Consider the following 20,316-nt stretch of genomic DNA (forward strand, 5'->3'; position numbering starts at 1 on the left):
AAAGCGTTCAGCCAGGTCAAATGGGCTGAACGTTTTTTTGTTTGCGCTGTTCAATGACTAGCACAATACTGATGACAACGAGTAAGAACCATGAACTAATTTTTCCTAGATGAACAATGGACCAAGCGTGCTGCTGATTCGGATATTGCCACGCTCCTAAAAAGGTAGTGACATTTTCGGCAATCCAAATGAAAAAGCCAATCAGGAGAAATGAAACAACAAGCGGCATTCGAAAGGTAGACGAGCCAACTTGAAACGAAACGGCTGTTTTCCGAAACACAACAACAAGCAGCAATGTCAGCCACCACCTAAAATCATAGAGCCAGTGATGTGTAAAGAAATTAAGATAAATGCACAGGCTGATTCCAATTGAAAGAAATGGATGAGGCCAAGTGGTCAATGTTACATGCAGTCGTGAAAATGCCTGATAAATATAACTAGCCACACTCGCATACATAAAGCCGCTATACAGAGGCACCCCAAATATTTTTGTATAAGCTTCTTCTGGATAGGACCAAGAGCCCATATGGACCTTATTGATTTCTAAAGCAATTCCTATGAGATGAAATAGACAAATGACTTTTAGCTCAGCCCAAGTCTCTAGCCGCAGCACCAGCATCAGAATCTGAGCCATGAGACAAAGCAGTAGAATAAAATCATACCGGTGAAGAAAAGGAATAGACACCGTCTTTGATAGGGCAAGCGCCGCGAAGATCATGACAGGAAATAGACATGAAATGGCCTGCAAATAACCAAAATGGAATAATGTTTTCATATGAAATGACCCCTTTTACACTGTCTGAAATGACTTAGACGGATGTACCAAGGGAAAAGTTTACCTCAATTAGATATTCATGAACAATTTGTGAATATATATGTGAAAAAGATCACAAATGATATATTCCATAGTATAATAAGATCATAAAGAGAATGTGAAATATTTCACATAATTTAAAGGGAGGCATCATCATGTTTACAAAATTCTTACAAACGAATGTATGGGCAGCGGTTATCCTTTTGGCAGCAAGACTTTATATCGGATGGACTTGGCTGACATCTGGTATTGGAAAATTAACAGGTGGATTCGATGCATCAGGGTATTTGCAATTTGCGATATCTGAACCTGTCGTCAAAGATGGTCATCTTGTGTATCCGTTCTATGTATGGTTTTTAGAAAATGTCGCTTTGCCAAATGCCGGATTATTCAGTGCCATGGTCATGTGGGGAGAAATCTTAGTAGGTCTAGGATTAATTGTCGGATTATTCACAACAACCGCAGCCTTTTTTGGAAGCGTGATGAATGTCTCTTTCTTACTAGCTGGAACCGTCTCTGTTAACCCGCTTCTTCTTCTGATCGCGGTCTTCATCATGGCAGCGAAAGGAAATGCCGGAAAACTTGGTCTTGATTATGTAGCAGGTCCAGTCCTCAAACGAAAACTGAAAAGAAAGCCGCAATTAGAAGTGGCATCATAATAAAGAAAAGCATCCTGAGTAAACGCTCAGGATGCTTTTTTATTTAAGAATCGGCTTTTATCAAGTTGATATGCAGCACGGTGAGTTCATGCTGGCTAATATCAGGATCATGTCCAACGATAAATTCGAGCTCATAATCACCGGTTTGATACACATATTTTTTCTCTTTTGTTTGCTGGATGGTGCTCACTGAATCTGCTGATCCGAGCTGTTTCTTTAGTAGTGCAGGGGTCATTCCACCAATATTCGTTTCTTTTTCTACATTCGTTCCGAAATAACGGATTTCGTCAATTTTGCCTTTTGCATCATAATGAAAAGCAAATCCGGGATTCCCCATTTCAGCGTGATAGAGATCAAAGCTGCTTTGACCTGTTTCTGGGTATGGATTTCCGAGCTTATGATGAACGTCTTTTTTTGTTTGAACGCCTATTTTGAGCCCTTTTGCATAGTAAGGCATCTGCCCTTTATGTGCCAGCTCATAAATGCTGTTAAGCGCGGATTTTGGACCTTGAGGAACGGATTGTTCTGCTGCTGTTTTGGGTATGGCGTGTGCTGAGACCGCAGGGCTGAAACCGAATAGGGCGGACGACGCAAGTGAGGCAGTCACGACAAAAGCTGCTGTTTTCTTCATGATAAATCCCTCCTTCTTCTTTTATACCCGATGTCATAACGATCAAACGTGAAAAGAACCAGCGATCAGGGATCGGCTGGTTCTTAAAAAGTTATTTCGAGGAAGAGCTGGATTCATCTTTGGCGGAAGAGGAATCTTTTTCATCCTGTACTTTCTTTGTATAGTCATAATCGTTACGGTCAATCGGTGTAAAGCCTTTAGGCTTGTAGAAACGGAGTAAATCTTCGGTGACAATCTTATCAGAAGTCTCCAGCATCTTTTTCACCGTTTCATTTTCTTGTGATGCCTTGTCAGTTGGCTCGATTTTCTCGCCTGTTTTGTTGCTGTAATAGTTATTGCCTACTTTTGTGTAGTCTTTAGATACGAAGTCACCGTTTCTAAATGGCACAAGCTCTTTAAAGTTCTTAGATAGGATATCAGAACCAGACATTAAATAGTTCTGTGTATCATCGCCGAGCAGGTGCAGAAGGGTTGGTGCGACATCGACTTCACCAGAGTATTTATGAATCTGTCCGCCTTTTACGCCAGGTACATGGATAAAGAGCGGTACACGCATGAGCTGAGCATTTTCATAATCTCCAATTTTTTGTCCTGTCACTTTTTCCATTGCTTCATTATGGTTTTCAGAAATGCCGTAATGATCTCCGTACATAATGACGACTGTATTGTCATAGAGACCTGATTTTTTCAAGTCGTTGAAGAACTGTTCAATGGCTTCATCTAAATAATGAGCCGATTGGAAGTAGTTATCGACGACAGAGTCTCCGAAGTCACCAGGTTCGAAATCGGTATCACCTTCATCCATTCCAAATGGGAAATGGTTGGAGAGTGTAATGAATTTCGAATAAAACGGCTGCTTCATGCTTTCAAGAATCGGCATAGATTCTTTGAAGAACGGTTTGTCTTTCAGTCCGTAGTTCTTCGTATCTTGCTCATTCATATCGTAGTACTCAGAATCGTAAAATCTGTCATATCCAAACGACTTAAACATTTCATTACGGTTCCAGAAGGTTTTCGTATTGCCGTGGAATTCTGCCGACATGTATTGATCCTTCTTCAGAATACCAGGAAGAGCTTGATATGTGTTTTGCGCTTTGTTAATAAAAACAGAGCCCTGTGATAATGGGAACAGCCCAGTATCCATCATAAATTCAGCATCAGATGTCTTTCCTTGTCCTGTTTGATGGAAGAAGTTATCAAAGTAAAACGTTTTGTTGTCATGAGCAAGTGAATTAAGGAATGGCGTTACTTCTTTTCCATTCACTTTATAATCAATGACGAAGTTTTGCAGAGATTCAAGTGAAATTGTAATGACGTTCATGCCTTTCGCTTTGCCGTAATAAGCAGGGTTTGGATCAGCGCTGTTCGCCTTTAAATAATTCTCTACATCTGTTACATCATTTGAATTTGCCAGAGCACGCTGGCTGTTTGATTTCACATTTTGAATGGCATCAAACACAGTAAAGTTATAAGCACCTAAATATTTGACTAAATAATTGCGGTCGAACGATCTTGATAAAAGCTCTGGACGATCAATCTCTGCAGCGACTAAGTTGAGCACAAAGATTACAACAGAGGACACAAGGACGAGTCTAAACGATTTTGACTTTTGAACAGGTACAGTCGCTGTACTTGTTTGCTGCTGCTTTTTCATGCGGACTGCGAGTACGATCAAAATGATTGTATCGATAAAGTAAAACACATCAGTCCAACGCATGAGTGAAAATGCACTATCACCTAATTGTCCGCCATTCGTTCCTGCCTGCATCACTGTAGGCAGCGTGATAAAGTCATTGAAGAATCGATAGTACACGATGTTTGCGTAAAGTAAAAAAGACATGAAAAAGTGAATCACAATGATAGCGGCAGGCTGCCATTTTTTCTTGAACAATAAACCAAAGCCAAGAAAGAACAAGCTGGAGCTAATAGGATTCACGAAAAGCAAAATGTGCTGAAGCACATTTGATATACCAAGTTTAAATTCAATTAAATACGCTGAATATGTTTTGAGCCACAGTAAGATGGCTGCAATCACAAAGAAGCCGAGACCTCTTTTTTGAATAAATGTTTTCATATAAACACTCCTTTTCTCCGATACACGGAAGAGGCGGAACGAAAGAAAACGAACCATTAGAATATACCACGAAATACGTAAATAGAAAAGTCATAACCGGTCAAGGGCGTCAGCAGCCTGTCCAAGCAATAAAAGGAGAGAAAACGAAAATATCCGGACACCGAAAAACTTTTTATGAAAATCGACCTAATATTGACAGAAAATTCTGTAATTTTCCAGTTGTTATATCAATAAAACGGGTAAAAAGACACAAGTCTAAAGAATCAGTTTGATTTCATCAATGGTCATTTAGAGAGTATTTCCAGTGTTTATTCATGTTTATGCAGGTGAAGCGAGAAAAATGAGCACTGATATGGAAGTATTGAATGGATAAAAATTCCTCTTTGTTGATATATTAATATATTTTTTGTTTCGTGAACATAATCGTTTTGTTATGTTTTTTAAGGGTTTAAATTGTTTCAAATTGTGAACAAATTATCTAAATATACTTAAGTGAACATTCGAGACTATAAACTTTTGAATGGGGGTCGATATAGACAATGACAGGAAATCTTCCATTGAAAGGATTGATAGTATATGACTGTACGAGCAGAGAACCTCGTTCAGAACTGGTTTCCGAGTGAGGACGGAAATGCAGAAGAGCGTAAAGAACTTGTCAAATTAATGGAGCAGATTATTTCAGGGGTCGATCACCTGAAGGATCCAAACCGTGCACACCTAAAAGGTGAAAAGAATCGCGAGGAGAATTTTTACAAAAAGCTCACTGAAACAAGTCAAATTCCGGTGAACGGCCAGCAAGCGGAACTTGTAAATGAAGAATTACTGAAGCTTTTACATAACCATCCATACCACACAAAGTATTTCTTCACGAACATTTTGCCAATGGCAAGTACACCAGGAATTCTAGGCATGCTGACAGCGATGCTGGTAAATGGAAACAACCTTTGGGATGTTTATGGACCAGCGGGTGCAGAAGCTGAGGTCAGAGTGGTCTCAATGATGTCTAAGCTCATCGGATATGATCCAAGTGTGAGCGGGGGATACACAACATGGGGAGGTCAGGGAGCGATTTTCTCAGGGCTGCGTTTAGCGATTGCAAAAGTTGCACCGGAGTCACTGCGAAAAGGTGTCCCACAAAATCTTTATGCGTTTTGTTCTGATGCTGCACATTACAGCTTATTTAAGTCAATGGAAGCAACAGGACTTGGAACAGACAACTTGATCAGAATTAAGACAAATAAAGATCATTCAATGGATATGGAAGATTTGCGTTGTCAAATGGAACGTGTTGCACAGGATGGCGGAATTCCCGTTTATATTGTGGCAACAACTGGTACAACAGATGCCATTGCAATTGATGATGTAAAAGGGGTACGTGAAACAGCAGAAGCTATAGCTGAGAAGTATGGTCTAAAGGTGCCGCATATTCATGCGGATTCAGCGCTCGGCGGATTCTTTGCTTTCTTTAATGAGTATGATGTATCTGAAAACCCGCTGAAATTCTCAGACGGTGTTCTACGTATGCTAAAAGAGATCAAAGCGAAATTCCAGCATCTTTCTCTTGCAGATTCGATGTGCTTTGATTTTCAAAAGCTTGGTCAAACACCTTACACATCTAGTTTATTCTTAGTGAAAAACGCTGCTGATTTAAAGCGTTTAGACCTGGAAGAAAAAGAGACACCATATGTAGGGCATAGAGGCTACGGGGAATACCATACGGGCTATACACTAGAATGCACAAGAATGGGAAGCTCAATCAGCATGCTGAGTGTGCTGTTAACGTTTGGGATTGAAGGCTATCAGCGTTTGCTCGGTCAATTTTTAGAGGTGAACCTAGCATTCAGAGAAGCACTTAGTCAAGAAATTCCACAAGCTGAAGTCGTGAATGATGACAATGTAGGAATGGCTACATTATTTAGAATTTATCTAGACGGTTCACCTCGCTTTCAAGAAGAGATTTCTGGCGAAGCGACTTCAATGGAAATCGAGCGGAACAATGAATTGAACAAAATGCTGTTTGAAAAGCTTGGAGAGAAAAGAGACGAGATGTTCTTTGGAGATACAACGAAGTTTTTACTTGTCCATTCGAAAGAAGGGCAAGAATTCTATCTCAGTGTTAGTAAGTTTTTTGTCATCTCACCTTATACGTTACCAGAGCATATCCCTCATATCGTATCTTATTTAAAAGATGTCATTGCATCTGTTTGTAGTCAATTTAACCATGTACATGCTTAAATCAAATCTGAGAGTGGAGATGTAGGAAAAATGGCGAAACAAAGGAAATTTGGAGGATACACGATATCCTCCAAAATCATGTCAGTCGTTACCGTAACATTACTCGCAACTGTTGCATTATTCGTTCTAACATTTTATCTAGTCAGCCAGGATTTATCGTCCCAGCTATTAAAACAATTTGATTATCGATTAACAACAGATATTGATACTGCCAAAAAAGAAATCGATAACATCGATGGAAACGTGCTCAGCATTAGCGGGAAGGATGATCCCGTTTATGTCAAGATCAAAAAGAAATTCACAGAGCTTCAAGAAGATCATACGCTTGAGAACTTATATGTGCTATCTAATAAAGGTGGTAAAGAAAGAATTATTGTATTAACTGGGGAAGACAATGATTTTGACCAGGATTATGCATTCTCAGATGAGATGAAACAAGCTCTTTCTGAAGATAAAATGGTCAAAAGTGATATTTACCATGATTCATATGGAACACATAAATCAGTCTTTTTGCCAATCAAAGATTCAGGCGGTGAGCTGACAGGGATTTTAGGAATTGATTTAGATGCGTCAGTTGTTCCAGCCACAATGAAAAAACTGACAATCTACATTTCTGTTGCTTCTGCTATTGTGCTCATCGGTGGATTGCTTTTCTCCTTTATAATGGGAAGAAGAATTGCGAAACCAGCACGTTCATTGATGGAATCAGCAAACCGAATTGCTGACGGTGATTTAACGGGAATGGTAGAGGTTCAAAGTAAAGACGAGATTGGCCAACTAGCCGCCTCCTTCCAAAAGATGCAGGGGCGGATCAAAGAGCTTATTGCGAAGATCTCACACTCATCTAGTGAAGTGTCAAAAATGTCTTCACAGCTTCGCACCGTGACAAATGAATCGAGTCAAAGTGCGCAGCAAGTGTCAGAAGCCATGACGAATATGAGTGAAGGAATCAATGATTCTGTGGCAAATATTACGGATTGCACGACCTCCGTTGCTGAGATCGACACTCAAATCGAAGGCGTCACAAAAGAAGTTGATGAAATGCAATCTGTTTCATCAGACGTGCAAGAGCAGTCAGAATCTGGTCAACAACTAGTACAGCATGTACTCGAACATCTCAATATGTTACATGACAAGATGACGAACTCAAAGCAGGCAGCAGAAGAATTACAATCACATTCAACTGAGATTGAAAGTGTGATCTCCATTATTACCGATATTTCAGCGCAAACGAATTTGCTTGCACTGAATGCTTCAATCGAGGCGGCACGTGTTGGGGAAGAAGGAAAAGGATTTGCTGTTGTGGCAGATGAGGTGCGCAAGTTAGCTGAGCAATCAGCGGATGCGGCTAAAACTGTTTCAGACCTTGTCATCGGCACACAGGAAAACAGCCAGCGTGTCCTTGAAAGTGTAGAGGAAAGTAGTAAAGCAGTGGAAGAAGGACGTCAGCAAATGGAAGGCACGTCACAAAACTTCGCTGGTATTTACGACGGCGTGTCTCAATTCGCAAGCAGAACGAACAATTTGCTTCAATCGATCAAGCAGGTAGAACGTGCATATCAAACGATTTCTACATCGATTGAACAAATTTCAGTTGTATCAGAAGAACACGCAGCCAGCTCTCAAGAAGTGGCAGCAGCAACAGAACAGCAAAGTGCTGGCATGCAGCAAATTTCAAGTGCGATTGAACAACTCTCTGACATGTCAGAGGACTTAGCACATATGGTCTCAACCTTCAAAATCGACAATAAATAACGAGAAAGGGCTAAAATGATCTTTATTTTAGCCCTTTCTCTCTTTTCAGCGTAATAGAAAATCTTTGAAGTCTAGGAAGCGCAGGACTGACACCGAATGCGAAGGTTTGTCTAGACGCTGAAGCTGGCTCTTGTGAGAGAGTCAGCTTTTTTGCTATGCTTAATCAAATACTTGCGGCGAAAGGAGAAACGCCATGGATTTTGCGCAGAGATTAGCAGAAGAACGGATCAAAAAAGCGATGGATAACGGGGCTTTTGAAGGATTATCTGGCTTTGGGAAACCTCTGCCAAAAGATGACGCTGCTCATGTACCAGAAGAACTTAGAATGGGCTACCGCATCATGAAAAATGCAGGATATGCTGGGGAAGAAACAGCACTGAAAAAAGAACTCATGACTGTCAAAGAGTTACTTCAATCGAGTATCGATGGAGCGGAACGAAAGAAACTGTCTCTCATATGTGAAGAAAAACAAAAACGTCTCGATGAACTCACATCTAAGCGCCAAACGTTTGCCCGTCCAGCCTCCTCCTTTTACAAAAACAAGGTCTACGAAAAATTAACGGAGCATAAAAAAAGATGATGACACGCTGCCTCTCTGAGCACATTGAGGGAGCTTTTTTTATGAAAGCGCTACATTTTATTGTTGACTACATGTATATACAAATATAAAATATGAAGTAAACATGTATATACAAGTTTGTTGGTTCTTTTTTCTTATATAAAAAACGATCTCGGAGGGGATAGCATGGCTGATTATCAGGCAGCGGCAGATCAGATTGTGAAAGCCATTGGCGGCAAAGAAAATATCGATCAAGCCACACATTGTGTCACAAGGCTGCGCTTTGTGCTAAAAGATGAAGGCAAGGTTGATGAGAAAGCGCTTGAACAAATTGAAGAAGTGAAGGGATCTTTCTCAGCGAACGGTCAGTACCAAGTTGTCATCGGCCAAGGAGTCGTCAACCGAGTATATGCAGAAATGGTGAAACAGACGGGAATTGGGGAAGCCACAAAAGAGGACGTCAAGCGTGCCTCTGATCAAAAATTGAATCCACTGCAGCGTGCTGTGAAAACGCTTGCGGATATTTTTATACCGATTCTTCCAGCGATCGTTACAGCTGGTTTATTAATGGGGATTAACAATATTTTAACAGCTCCTGATATTTTCTTCGATCAAAAATCGTTTGTCGATGTGTATCCGGAATGGGCTGATTTAGCGAACATGATCAATTTAATTGCAGGCACTGCCTTCACCTTCCTGCCGGCATTAATCGGCTGGTCAGCTGTGAAGAGGTTTGGAGGGAATCCGCTTTTAGGGATGGTCCTTGGTCTGATGCTCGTGCATCCGGACTTGTTAAATGCGTGGGGCTATGGAGCAGCTGAGAAGACCGGAGACATTCCTGTTTGGAACTTGTTTGGACTTGAAGTGCAGAAGGTAGGCTATCAAGGACAGGTTCTTCCAATACTCGTTGCCTCCTATTTACTTGCAAAGCTCGAATTATTTATTACAAAACGGACACCTGAAAGTATTCAGCTGTTAGTTGTTGCACCGATTACGTTATTAGTCATTGGATTTTTATCATTTATCGTCATTGGACCTGTTACATTTGCGATCGGTAACGTTTTAACATCTGGACTTGTAGCCGTATTCCAGCAATTCGCAGCACTTGGCGGTCTATTATACGGCGGACTGTATGCAGCGTTAGTGATTACAGGGATGCACCATACGTTCCTCGCGGTTGATATTCAATTGATTAACTCAAAGCTGCACGGCACGTTCCTCTGGCCAATGCTTGCACTGTCCAACATTGCACAAGGATCAGCTGCCCTAGCGATGATGTTTGTCCTAAAAGATGAAAAGCAAAAAGGTCTTTCGCTGACATCAAGTATTTCTGCTTATTTAGGAATTACTGAACCTGCCATGTTTGGGGTCAATCTGCGTTATCGATTCCCGTTTATTTTTGCACTGATCAGCTCAGGATTAGCCGGTATGTTTATCGCTTCTCAAGGGGTGCTGGCAAGCTCTGTTGGTGTTGGAGGCATTCCAGGAATCTTCTCGATTATCCCAAAATATTGGGGCGCATTTGCTATAGGAATGGTGATTGTGCTGATCGTCCCGTTCATTGGGACCCTTTTATATGCAAAACTAAAAAAGAAGAAGGATTTGTCACAAGAACTTAACTAGTGGTGGTGAAGGAAGTTGAAGCAACAAACAAATGAACCGTGGTGGAAAAAAGCGGTGGTCTATCAAATTTATCCGAAGAGTTTTTTAGATACAACGGGCTCTGGTACAGGCGATATCAATGGTGTGACGAAAAAGCTTGATTATATTAAAAAACTGGGGGCGGATTGTATTTGGCTCACGCCAATGTATGAGTCACCACAGCATGACAACGGCTATGATATTAGCGATTATACTAAAATCCATGACATGTACGGTACAATGGCTGATTTTGAGCACATGCTGAAGGAAGCGCATGAGCGGGGAATACGAGTCATCATGGATCTAGCAGTCAACCATACATCCATTTTTCATGAGTGGTTTCAATCCTCACGTGAGTCAAAGGATAACCCTTATCGAGATTATTATATTTGGAAGGAGCCAAAAGCCGACGGTTCTCCGCCAAATGATTGGCAGTCGAAATTTGGCGGTCCAGCCTGGGAGCTAGACGAAGTAACAGGTGATTATTATCTTCATTTATATGATGTCACTCAGGCGGATCTCAATTGGGAGCATGATGAGGTGCGCAGGCAAGTATATGACATCATGCACTTTTGGTTTGAAAAAGGAATAGACGGATTTCGGCTGGATGTCATCAACAATATCTCAAAGGATCAACGCTTTTTAGATGATGCCGGCCAGTCTGTTCAGTGTGACGGTCGCATGTACTATACGGACGGTCCGAGAATTCATGAATTTCTGCATGAAATGAACCAAGAGGTTTTTTCAAAATACGACAGTATGACAGTTGGAGAAATGTCTTCAACGAATATTGCAGACTGCATTCGATATACAAGACCTGATCGGCAGGAGCTGGATATGACGTTTAACTTCCATCATTTAAAAGTGGATTATCCAAATGGTGAAAAATGGGCAATCACACCATTTAATTTTCAAGAATTAAAGTCAATTTTGACTGATTGGCAGACGAAAATGCATGAGGGCGGCGGCTGGAATGCACTGTTTTGGTGCAATCATGATCAGCCGCGTATCGTCTCAAGGTATGGTGATGATGACATGTATCACCAGCAATCAGCGAAGATGCTGGCGACCACGATTCATCTCATGCAAGGGACTCCGTATATTTATCAAGGTGAGGAAATTGGTATGAAAAATCCTCGCTTTGAGGACATTTCGTCTTACCGCGATATCGAATCACTTAATATGTACGAAGTCATGCTTGAAAAGGGGAAAACAAAAGAAGAAGCATTGGCGATTTTACAGGTCAAGTCAAGAGATAATGCGAGAACGCCGATGCAGTGGACCTCTGAAAAGAATGCTGGTTTCTCAAAAGGAACTCCTTGGATTGAGCCGGCAAATAACGATATTTCGGTGGAAGCGTCATTAAAAGACCAAACGTCCATTTTCTATCATTATCAAGCCCTTTGCAGGCTGCGTAAAGAACTTGATGTGATCACATATGGCAGCTTCACCTTACTCTTAGCAGAAGATCCAAAGATTTTTGCTTATGTTAGAGAACACAAGGATGAGAAGCTCCTTGTAATTAACCACTTTTATGAAGGAGAGGTGGACTTTACGCTTCCCGATGAGCTTGTGCAGGCTGCAGATGAGATGGAGCGGGAAGTCCTGTTATCCAATTATGAGGATGTGCCGGCAGATATCAAGGGATTTACGTTGCGTCCATATGAGTCAATCGTTTATCATTTAACCAAACGCTAGAAAATGGGGCGGAGGGAAAATGAAAGAGAATAAGTTTCGAGTGATTTATGATCAGCTCGCAAGACGAATTGAGCAAGGTGAATGGCAGGATAAAGGCATCCTCCCATCAGAGCATGAGCTTTCCATCATGTACGACACGTCCCGGGAGACGGTGAGAAAGGCATTAAATATTCTTGTGCAAAATGGCTATATTCAAAAAATCCGCGGGAAAGGCTCTGTATTGCTGAATCGCGAGAAAATGCAATTCCCTGTATCAGGTCTTGTCAGCTTTAAAGAGCTTTCCAAAACGCTTGGCCGAAAGACGGTTACAACGGTTCATGAATTTGGTTTAATCAAACCAGATCAGTATATTCAGTCTCAGCTGAAAATAAATGAACAGGCGGACGTCTGGAAAGTCATTCGATCTCGCAATATTAGCGGAGAAGAAGTGATTTTAGATAAAGACTTTTTTTTGCAAAAGCATGTAGATGTATTGTCTAAAGACATATGCGAAGGATCGATCTACGAGTATATTGAAGGCGAGCTCGGTGTATCCATCAGCTATGCGCAAAAGGAATTTGTGGTAGAGCCATGTACAGAAGAGGACGCCAAGTATCTTGATTTGAATGGTTTCGACCATGTCGTAGTGGTTAAGAATTATGTGTTCTTGGAGGATACGAGTCTATTTCAATACACAGAAAGCCGTCACAGGTTAGACCGCTTCAGGTTCGTCGATTTTGCCAGAAGAGAAAAAAAGGACAGAGCATAGGCTCTGTCCTTTTCAAGTTTTGAAGAAGTGGGGATATACACAGCGACAAGATCACATTATGCAGGAGGAAAAATGATTAGACTGAATCGACCACTAAAATTACGGGATTTAGAAATTTTTAGCGTGATGAAAGATCATCAAATTTTATGTTATGTCATCATTGAAGATACTCGAAAACCGTTTACAGAAGAAGATAGAAAACTCGCCCCATTATGTTATATGGATGAAGAAGATATACAAGCGATTTTGAACGTATTTCATATTTCAATCATTAATGATGAAAAGTTAAGTGAAGAGGATTTAGCTCTTGTCCAATCGTACTTTGCTGAATTTGTAAATAATACGAACTTAACGAACTACATTACGAGAGATTATGTTCAAGAGGATTTATATGCCGTGGATGATGAAGATGACATCACGTTCTTTAATAGAATGCTGCGTCATATAGGATCAAATGATGTGAAAGAATTTGACGAGCGAAATTGGATCTATTTATCCCAAGATTGATGATGAAATGAAAAAGGACAGAGCATAGGCTCTGTCCTTTTCTTTTAGGATGATACATTTTTTCTTGTACGCTTGCGCTGGTAGTAATAAAGGATACCACCTGAGGCAAGCATGAGCACGCCAATTAATACAGCTGTATACATCATTGTTGCTGTATTCGGCAATGTGCCGCCTGGAAGTCCAGTTCCATCTTGGTTTGGGTCTGAACCTGAACCTCCGCCTGGCGCCGATGTGCCGCCGTCTCCGCCATTTTGATCAGGGGATGTTCCAGCTACACCGCTTTGGTTGAGTACGGTGTATTCGCTGAAGTGTTCAGTTTGACCTGATACGACCCCGTTTGCGAATGATCTGTTACTTGTTTTAGCGTAACGATTCTTCTTGCGATCTACATAATACACACCAGGTTTCTTTGCCTTTTGAGGCTCGTCTAATGTAAAGGACAGCGTGACAGGATCTTTAAAGGTAGAAACCTTTTTCTGATCTTGTTTGATTTGGAAATCATACGTATCCGTTAATGCGTTTTTCACCTTAGCGGTCTTTGTCATCCGTATATCTGCGCTTTTCTCGGACACATTAGACAGCGGTACTTCAAGTCCCACTTTATCATGATAGATGGTGACGTTTGGATCTTGCTCTCTTTTCTTTAATTCGGCAACTTGCGCCTTTGAAAGAGACAGTTGAACGTTTTTCTCTTCGCTCGCCTTATCTAAATAGAGCAATGCTTTGTTTGTATGCTGTACATATGTTTGGAATTTCTCATCATCTTGAATGTCATAGGCGCCTTTTCCTTTCGCACGAGGAAGGAACACTTCTTTCACTCGATGATCGATGGCAGGAGAAATATGACCGTTTGCTTTTTCAATTTGTTCTTTGAAAATTTCATAGTCAACATAGCCTAAGTCTTCGCCGTGAGAGGCTTCTGTAAAGACGCTGTAACCATCACCGCCTGTGCCGACGAATGCATTTGTCGCCACGCGGTATGTTTTCTGATCATCAATGTCAGTCAGCTTTCCATTTTTGTCTTTCAGTTTGACATCAATGAGTCTGCTGCCAGCTGGTTTACTAAGTGTAAACGTATATTCAATACCGGCTACATGAGGGAATGCGCCGCCGCCTTCCTCAATGCCTGACAGACCTTGTTCGAGTGCTTTCTTAATTTGACTGCCTTTTAAATCTGCAACATACAGGGTGTTTCCGAATGGCATGACCGTTAAAATATCACCTAAAGTGATATCTCCTTTTTCAATACTGCTTCGGATACCACCGCCGTTTGTGATGGCAAGATCAGCACCAGCAGATTCCTGCGCTTTCGTCAGCATACCATCGGCAATAAAGTTCCCAAGATTCGTTTCCTTCGCACGAACGTGCTCACGCTGTCCATCTAAAAGGACATCGGTTGTCCCGACTTTTTCGGTTTTTAAATCTTGGATATCCGCCTTGTACTGATCAAGAATCGTTTTTGCATCTGCATCTTCTTTGACAGAGTCATCAATGGTGATGAGGTTAAAAGAAGATTCTTTTGGCTGTACGATTCCTTTTTGATCAAAAGCAACGTCTACTTTCCCTAAGAATTGTCCGTAGTCTTTCACCTGCGCGACAATCGTTGGTTCTTTCTTATTGACGACCTTTAATTTTTCAACAAGGGTATGCGTGTGACCGCCAATGATAAGGTCGATGCCGTCTACCTTTTGAGCAAGCTCAAGATCACGGTTATAGCCAATATGTGTTAAAGCAATGATTTTATTGATTTTTTCTTCTGTTTGAATGGTGTTGACTGTTTCTTTTGCTTTCTTGTACGCATCTTTGAATTGAATGTTAGGTCCGCTGCTGGATGTAATGGCCGTGTCTTCAGTAGTTAATCCGAATACAGCCACTTTTTCACCGTTTACATCGAGCAGGATGTATGGGTAAATTCCAGCTTCTTTTTTCTCACCAGCTTTAAATGAGGCTGGTTTTTTCACTAAATCGCTCAATTGTTTTTCCTTAGTGACATCAACGTTTGATGACACAATCGGGAAGGTTGGCTTTTCAAATTGATGACGGTTTTTCGCATCTACATCTGATGCATCTCCTGTCAAGAATTGACGAAGAACAGAAGGACCTTTGTCAAATTCATGATTACCAAACGTCATGGCATCATATTTCATTAAGTTCATCAATTTCAGATCAGCAAGACCTTGCCATTTTGTGAAATATAGATCACCAGAGAAGACATCACCAGCGTCTAGTAAAATATTGTTCTTGCTTTCGGCCCGAACTTCTTTAATCTTTGTTGCGCGTCTTGCTGCATCATCAAGGTGGGCATGTGTATCGTTTGTATGCATGACCGTTAAATTCCAGTTGTCTGACGCAGGCGGTTCTGTTGTGCCATCCTCTTTAAAGGCTAGCTTGTACACGCCAAGACCATCTGTGCTGGCGTTACGAACAAAGTCTACGCTGCTTGATTTTTCAGCAAACGGCTTTGCCAAAAGAGAAGATTCAAATGTGACTGTTGCGCCTTTGACCGGTGCAATGGACCAGTTTTGATCCGCACTTGGGTTGATGGTTTTTTGTTCGATAATATAATCCATCAACACTTGGCGGTTTTCATCTGCTGAGGCAAGCACCACTTTATCTTGTGTGAGATGCGGGAAGCCTCCGCCGCCAGAAGCACGATAGTTATTTGTCACAACTAAAAATTCTTGATTGTCAGAGACAGGTTTCCCGTTGTACGACAGGTTTTTGATGCGATTTGCATCGCTATTGACGAGTGTGCCAGATGTGTTGTATTTAGCAGGCTGTGTCACATCGACTTCGTATGTGACACCGTCGATCACATCAAAGTTATACGAGCGGTATTCTTCGTTTAAAATTGGCTGTTCCTTTGAATTGTTTGGTTTAATCTGGTTAAACTGTCCGGCAGACATTTCGAGCCAGTCTTTCACTTCACTGCCTTTCAGTTTAACAATCTGCACGGTGTTATCGTAAAGGTAGAGATCACCAATATTTTTAATCGCTAAATCACCTTTGGCGATATTCGTATAATAATTCACACCGTTTCGGCCGCCGGCTTTAAACGGGGCACCTGCAGATAAAATCGGTAAATTTTTATACGCTGTGTCCTTCATTTTTTCTTGTGCATACCACTTTTGGGCATCTGTCACAATTTGAATTGAAGGGTCATCCATTACTTGCGCAAAAAAGCTGTTAATATCTGCTTCTGTTTTACCAACAGGCTTCCAAACATATTCAAGTGTGTTTTGATGCGTTGTTTGAATGGCATCTTTCACAGTGCTGTTTTGAGATGTCACTCCAGCAACTGATTCGATCTTTCCAGTTCCATCAGTAACCTTCCAATTGCTGCCGTCAGGCTCGAGTGTTAAATCAATCACTCCGAGGTAGCTTCCCCAGTTTTTGGACATGACGACTGGAATGCCGTTGATCGTTCCTTTTGAGACATCGAATTTGTCGACGCCGCTATATTCAGCGCTTGGGAATGTGCCATGCTGGTGGCCGGACACGATCGCATCGATGCCTTTCGTTTTCGTGGCAAGATCAAAGATCATATTTTCTGATCCTTTAGGTGAAGCGGTTTTTTCAATTCCTGTATGGGCAAGAGCCACGATGATATCTGCGCCCTTTTCCTTCATTTCAGGGATTGTTTCATTGGCAGATTCGACGATATCCTGCACTTGAACTTGTCCATCTAAATGCTTCTTATCCCACGTCATAATTTGTGGTGGAACGAATCCTATGTAACCGACTTTTACAGTTTGCGAGGCTCCGTTTTCATCTTTAAAGGTTTTATCTTGAATCACATAAGGTGTAAAACGGTGTTCTCCATTTAACTTTTTGACGTTCGCATTGACAATCGGGAAGTTGGCGCCCGCAATGGTACCGTCAAGGAATGATAATCCGTAGTTAAATTCATGATTGCCAAGTGTTCCTGCATCGTACTTTAGTTTGTTGAGTGTATGAATAATGGGGTGAACCTTTGTTTGATTGATAATACTGTCTTTCTCATATTTGTAAACGTATTCTCCAAGAGGGGTTCCTTGAATCAGGTCTCCGTTATCAACAAGGAGTGTATTTGGATTTTGTGAACGGTGCTTGTCAATCAGCTCGGCTGTTTTTGCTAATCCAAATTCATTTGTTTCTTTGTCGCTGTAATAATCGTAATTCATCATGTTCGCATGAACATCAGTTGTGGCTAAGATGCTGACTTTTACGGCATTGCCGTTTTCTATTGCTGCATGAGTAGGTACTGCTGGGAGAATGAGACTAATCATCATAATCGAAGTGAGCAGAATAGACAGGTTTTTCCTTCGTTTAGACCTATGTGTTTGCTTCTTCACCTGATCTCCGCCTTTCTAATTTTTTTGACCACAATACCTATTGTAGAAATGTTTCGTTAACTTTTGTAGTTATTTTTTGCAGATTATTGTAAAGATAACATAAATCATACGAATTACCTTGTTGAGGAAATATAAATAAGTCTAAATGCTCATTTTTGTCTTAAGGGGTTTTCTGATAGGGATAGGATGTTTGATTTCAATATGTCCGGGTATATTGTGTAGTGTGAACGATAATCAAGCAGGAGGGTTTCTACATGGGTAAGAAAATTGCAGTTGTATTAACAGATTACTTTGAGGATGTTGAATTCACCGAGCCTGCAAAAGCCTTTAAAGATGCAGGTCATGAATTGACAGTCATTGAAAATGAAAAAGGAAAAACAGTCAAAGGGAAGCAAGGAGAGGCAGAAGTGAGAGTGGATGCGTCTATTGATAACGTGAAGCCTGAAGACTTCGATGCACTTCTTATTCCTGGCGGATTCTCACCAGACATTCTTCGTGCAGATGACCGCTACGTCCAATTTACAAAAGCATTTATGGACGAGAAAAAACCAGTATTTGCGATCTGTCACGGACCGCAATTGCTTATTACAGCGAAGACACTCGAAGGCAGGGGCGCGACCGGCTATACATCCATTCAAGTAGACATGGAAAACGCAGGCGCCAAATTCAAAGACGAAGAGGTTGTCGTTTGTCAGGATCAGCTTGTGACAAGCCGTACACCTGATGACATTCCAGCATTTAACCGTGAATCATTAAAACTGCTTGCGAAATAAGCGGTTTTGACAGGATAAACAAAGCCAGCACCTTGCGGGGTGCTGGCTTTTTCTGTGCATGATGTAAGCGCACGATTATTTTCTTAAGCTTTTTAGCTCGCTTGCGATGGCTTGCATTTCACTTGGGCTGAATGAAGATTTTTTCATCACCATTTGGTGTAGAAATTCGATATCTTCGTACTTGTCTGGACTGAAGTCCTCGGCTTTGATGACTCCAATGTTCAGCATATTTAACTTTTGCGAAATGTCTTCAATCAGCTGATTGACTTCAGCCGCTTTTTGCTCTGACAAGGGCGGCACGTCCTTTCCTGCATATGTGTCGAATAACATGTCTATTTTAACAGAAATGCAAAAGAATAAAAGGGCAATTAAGACGACACCGAGATGTTTTTCTCCTTTTTCTCCTGTTTGATCTTATCAATGATTCGTTTGGATTCAAATACGACAACCCCTGATAAACCGATGAGGCCAATTAAGTTAGGAATGGCCATCAGCCCGTTTAGCATATCTGCCACGCCCCAGACGAGGTTATTTTTAAACACAGCGCCAAAAAAGACAGCGATGACAAATAAAATGCGGTAATACATCACATACGAGTCTTTGACTAAGTATGTAAAGCATTTCTCTCCGTAATAAGACCAGCCAATGATGGTGGAGTATGCAAACAGCAATAAACCGATGGCGACAATAATGGAGCCGACAGGCCCGAGGAAATAAGAAAAGGAAACGGAAGTGAGCGCATCACTGCTCTCTGATTGATACATATTTGCCATAACAATTGTGATCCCTGTAATCGAACAAACAATCATCGTATCAATGAATACTTGCGTCATTGACACAAGGGCTTGACGAGCTGGCATATCCGTTTTTGCAGCGGCTGCTGCAATAGGGGATGATCCGAGACCTGCTTCATTGGAAAATACGCCTCTCGCCACACCCCAGCGAATAACCGTACCGATAGCGCCTCCTGCTACGGCTTGACCTGTGAATGCGTCTGAAAAAATGAGCCCGACGGCACTTGGGACAAGCTCCGCATTCATGACAAGAATGATCAGTCCGCAGATGACGTAGAATAAAGCCATCACCGGTACAAAAATAGACGTTACCCGGCCAATGCTTTTAATCCCGCCTAAAATGACGAGTGCAGTAAAAGCCGTAATGATTATACCTGTGATCCATGTTGGAATTTGAAAGGTTGAATTCATGACACCAGAAATCGAATTGGACTGCACGAGATTCCCAATCCCAAAGGCAGCCGTGGCGCCAAAAATAGCAAACAGTACCCCCAGCCATTTTTGCTTCAAGCCATGCTCCAAATAGTACATCGGCCCGCCAGACATTTCACCTTTTTCATTTTTGACACGGTATTTCACGGCGAGAACAGCTTCAGCATATTTTGTTGCCATTCCAAAGAACGCTGCAAACCACATCCAAAACACGGCACCCGGTCCCCCCGCAATGACAGCAGAGGCGACCCCTACAATATTTCCCGTTCCAACCGTTGCAGCAAGAGCTGTCATTAATGCTTGGAAGTGAGAAATATCACCTTCTGATGTCTTGTCTTGCTTTGAAAATGCAAGCCTCAGCGAATAGGGGAGCAGCCTGATTTGAATGAAGAGCACGCGAAAGGTAAGGTAAATCCCTGTTCCCACGATCAAAAACAAAAGTGGCGGTCCCCATAATACATCATTGATATTGCTGACAATCTGTTCTACCCATCCCATATGTATCCCCCTTTATTTGTGGAATTCTCCTAAAGTGTCACCTTTTTTTGTATAATGTGTCAATGCCGGTGGGAGTTTTTCTTGCAAAGTTTTCAAAAGAAAAAGGGCTTGATATGATAGAGAAAAGGTTTTCGAAAGGAACTCTTAGGGAAAAGATAGGAGGA

15 protein-coding genes are annotated in these 20,316 nt (G+C 41.5%); 9 read left to right on the top strand and 6 right to left on the bottom strand.

What is annotated here, in order from left to right; genetic code table 11:
- Positions 1-16 precede the first annotated feature (16 nt).
- Positions 17-775 carry a DUF817 domain-containing protein gene (locus AKG37_RS17220; RefSeq protein WP_060699943.1) on the bottom strand — a complete coding sequence of 253 codons (759 nt, stop codon included), beginning with the start codon at positions 773-775 and terminating at the stop codon, positions 17-19.
- Between the two features lie 194 nt (positions 776-969).
- Here AKG37_RS17220 and AKG37_RS17225 point away from each other — a divergent pair, with 194 nt between their 5' ends.
- Positions 970-1,473, top strand: a complete 504-nt coding sequence (locus tag AKG37_RS17225) for a DoxX family protein (protein WP_024426621.1) — start codon at positions 970-972, stop codon at positions 1,471-1,473.
- A gap of 43 nt (positions 1,474-1,516) precedes the next feature.
- Here AKG37_RS17225 and AKG37_RS17230 read toward each other — a convergent pair whose 3' ends face one another.
- Positions 1,517-2,104, bottom strand: coding sequence for a YjgB family protein (locus tag AKG37_RS17230; RefSeq protein ID WP_060699944.1), 588 nt, complete (start codon positions 2,102-2,104; stop codon positions 1,517-1,519).
- Between the two features lie 91 nt (positions 2,105-2,195).
- Positions 2,196-4,178 (bottom strand): lipoteichoic acid synthase, encoded by a 1,983-nt coding sequence (gene ltaS / locus AKG37_RS17235; RefSeq protein ID WP_060699945.1) that lies wholly within the window; start codon positions 4,176-4,178, stop codon positions 2,196-2,198.
- 576 nt (positions 4,179-4,754) lie between these two features.
- Between ltaS and AKG37_RS17240 the strand changes: the two genes are divergently transcribed.
- From AKG37_RS17240 to AKG37_RS17270, 7 genes are all read left to right on the top strand, one after another.
- Positions 4,755-6,413, top strand: a complete 1,659-nt coding sequence (locus AKG37_RS17240) for a pyridoxal phosphate-dependent decarboxylase family protein (protein ID WP_060699946.1) — start codon at positions 4,755-4,757, stop codon at positions 6,411-6,413.
- 30 nt (positions 6,414-6,443) lie between these two features.
- On the top strand, positions 6,444-8,168 hold the full coding sequence (locus AKG37_RS17245; RefSeq protein WP_060699947.1) for a methyl-accepting chemotaxis protein: 1,725 nt from the start codon (positions 6,444-6,446) through the stop codon (positions 8,166-8,168).
- Between the two features lie 193 nt (positions 8,169-8,361).
- Positions 8,362-8,748: a DnaJ family domain-containing protein gene (locus AKG37_RS17250; RefSeq protein WP_060699948.1), complete on the top strand. Its 387-nt coding sequence runs from the start codon at positions 8,362-8,364 to the stop codon at positions 8,746-8,748.
- 165 nt (positions 8,749-8,913) lie between these two features.
- The gene (gene treP / locus AKG37_RS17255) at positions 8,914-10,350 is read left to right on the top strand and encodes a PTS system trehalose-specific EIIBC component (protein WP_060699949.1); all 1,437 of its coding nucleotides are present in this window, start codon (positions 8,914-8,916) and stop codon (positions 10,348-10,350) included.
- Positions 10,351-10,365: 15 nt separating this feature from the next.
- Complete coding sequence (treC, locus tag AKG37_RS17260) at positions 10,366-12,066, top strand: alpha,alpha-phosphotrehalase (protein WP_060699950.1); 1,701 nt, start codon at positions 10,366-10,368, stop codon at positions 12,064-12,066.
- A gap of 19 nt (positions 12,067-12,085) precedes the next feature.
- Positions 12,086-12,814, top strand: coding sequence for a trehalose operon repressor (gene treR / locus AKG37_RS17265; protein ID WP_060699951.1), 729 nt, complete (start codon positions 12,086-12,088; stop codon positions 12,812-12,814).
- 72 nt (positions 12,815-12,886) lie between these two features.
- The gene (locus AKG37_RS17270) at positions 12,887-13,321 is read left to right on the top strand and encodes a hypothetical protein (protein ID WP_060699952.1); all 435 of its coding nucleotides are present in this window, start codon (positions 12,887-12,889) and stop codon (positions 13,319-13,321) included.
- Positions 13,322-13,365: 44 nt separating this feature from the next.
- Here the strand turns inward: AKG37_RS17270 and AKG37_RS17275 are convergent, their stop codons facing one another.
- A complete protein-coding gene (locus tag AKG37_RS17275) occupies positions 13,366-17,655 on the bottom strand; it encodes a multifunctional 2',3'-cyclic-nucleotide 2'-phosphodiesterase/3'-nucleotidase/5'-nucleotidase (protein WP_060699953.1) in 4,290 nt (1,429 codons plus the stop codon).
- A gap of 254 nt (positions 17,656-17,909) precedes the next feature.
- On the opposite strand from AKG37_RS17275, the gene AKG37_RS17280 reads away from it, so the two are divergent.
- Positions 17,910-18,428: a type 1 glutamine amidotransferase domain-containing protein gene (locus tag AKG37_RS17280; protein WP_060699954.1), complete on the top strand. Its 519-nt coding sequence runs from the start codon at positions 17,910-17,912 to the stop codon at positions 18,426-18,428.
- A gap of 75 nt (positions 18,429-18,503) precedes the next feature.
- Here AKG37_RS17280 and AKG37_RS17285 read toward each other — a convergent pair whose 3' ends face one another.
- Together AKG37_RS17285 and AKG37_RS17290 are read right to left on the bottom strand one after the other, a co-directional pair.
- A complete protein-coding gene (locus AKG37_RS17285; protein ID WP_034323493.1) occupies positions 18,504-18,719 on the bottom strand; it encodes a DUF1128 domain-containing protein in 216 nt (71 codons plus the stop codon).
- Between the two features lie 77 nt (positions 18,720-18,796).
- Entirely contained in the window at positions 18,797-20,152 is a 1,356-nt protein-coding gene (locus tag AKG37_RS17290; RefSeq protein ID WP_060699955.1) for an alanine/glycine:cation symporter family protein, read from the bottom strand.
- Positions 20,153-20,316: the final 164 nt, after the last annotated feature.

Source organism: Bacillus australimaris, assembly GCF_001307105.1.
Lineage (GTDB): Bacteria > Bacillota > Bacilli > Bacillales > Bacillaceae > Bacillus > Bacillus australimaris.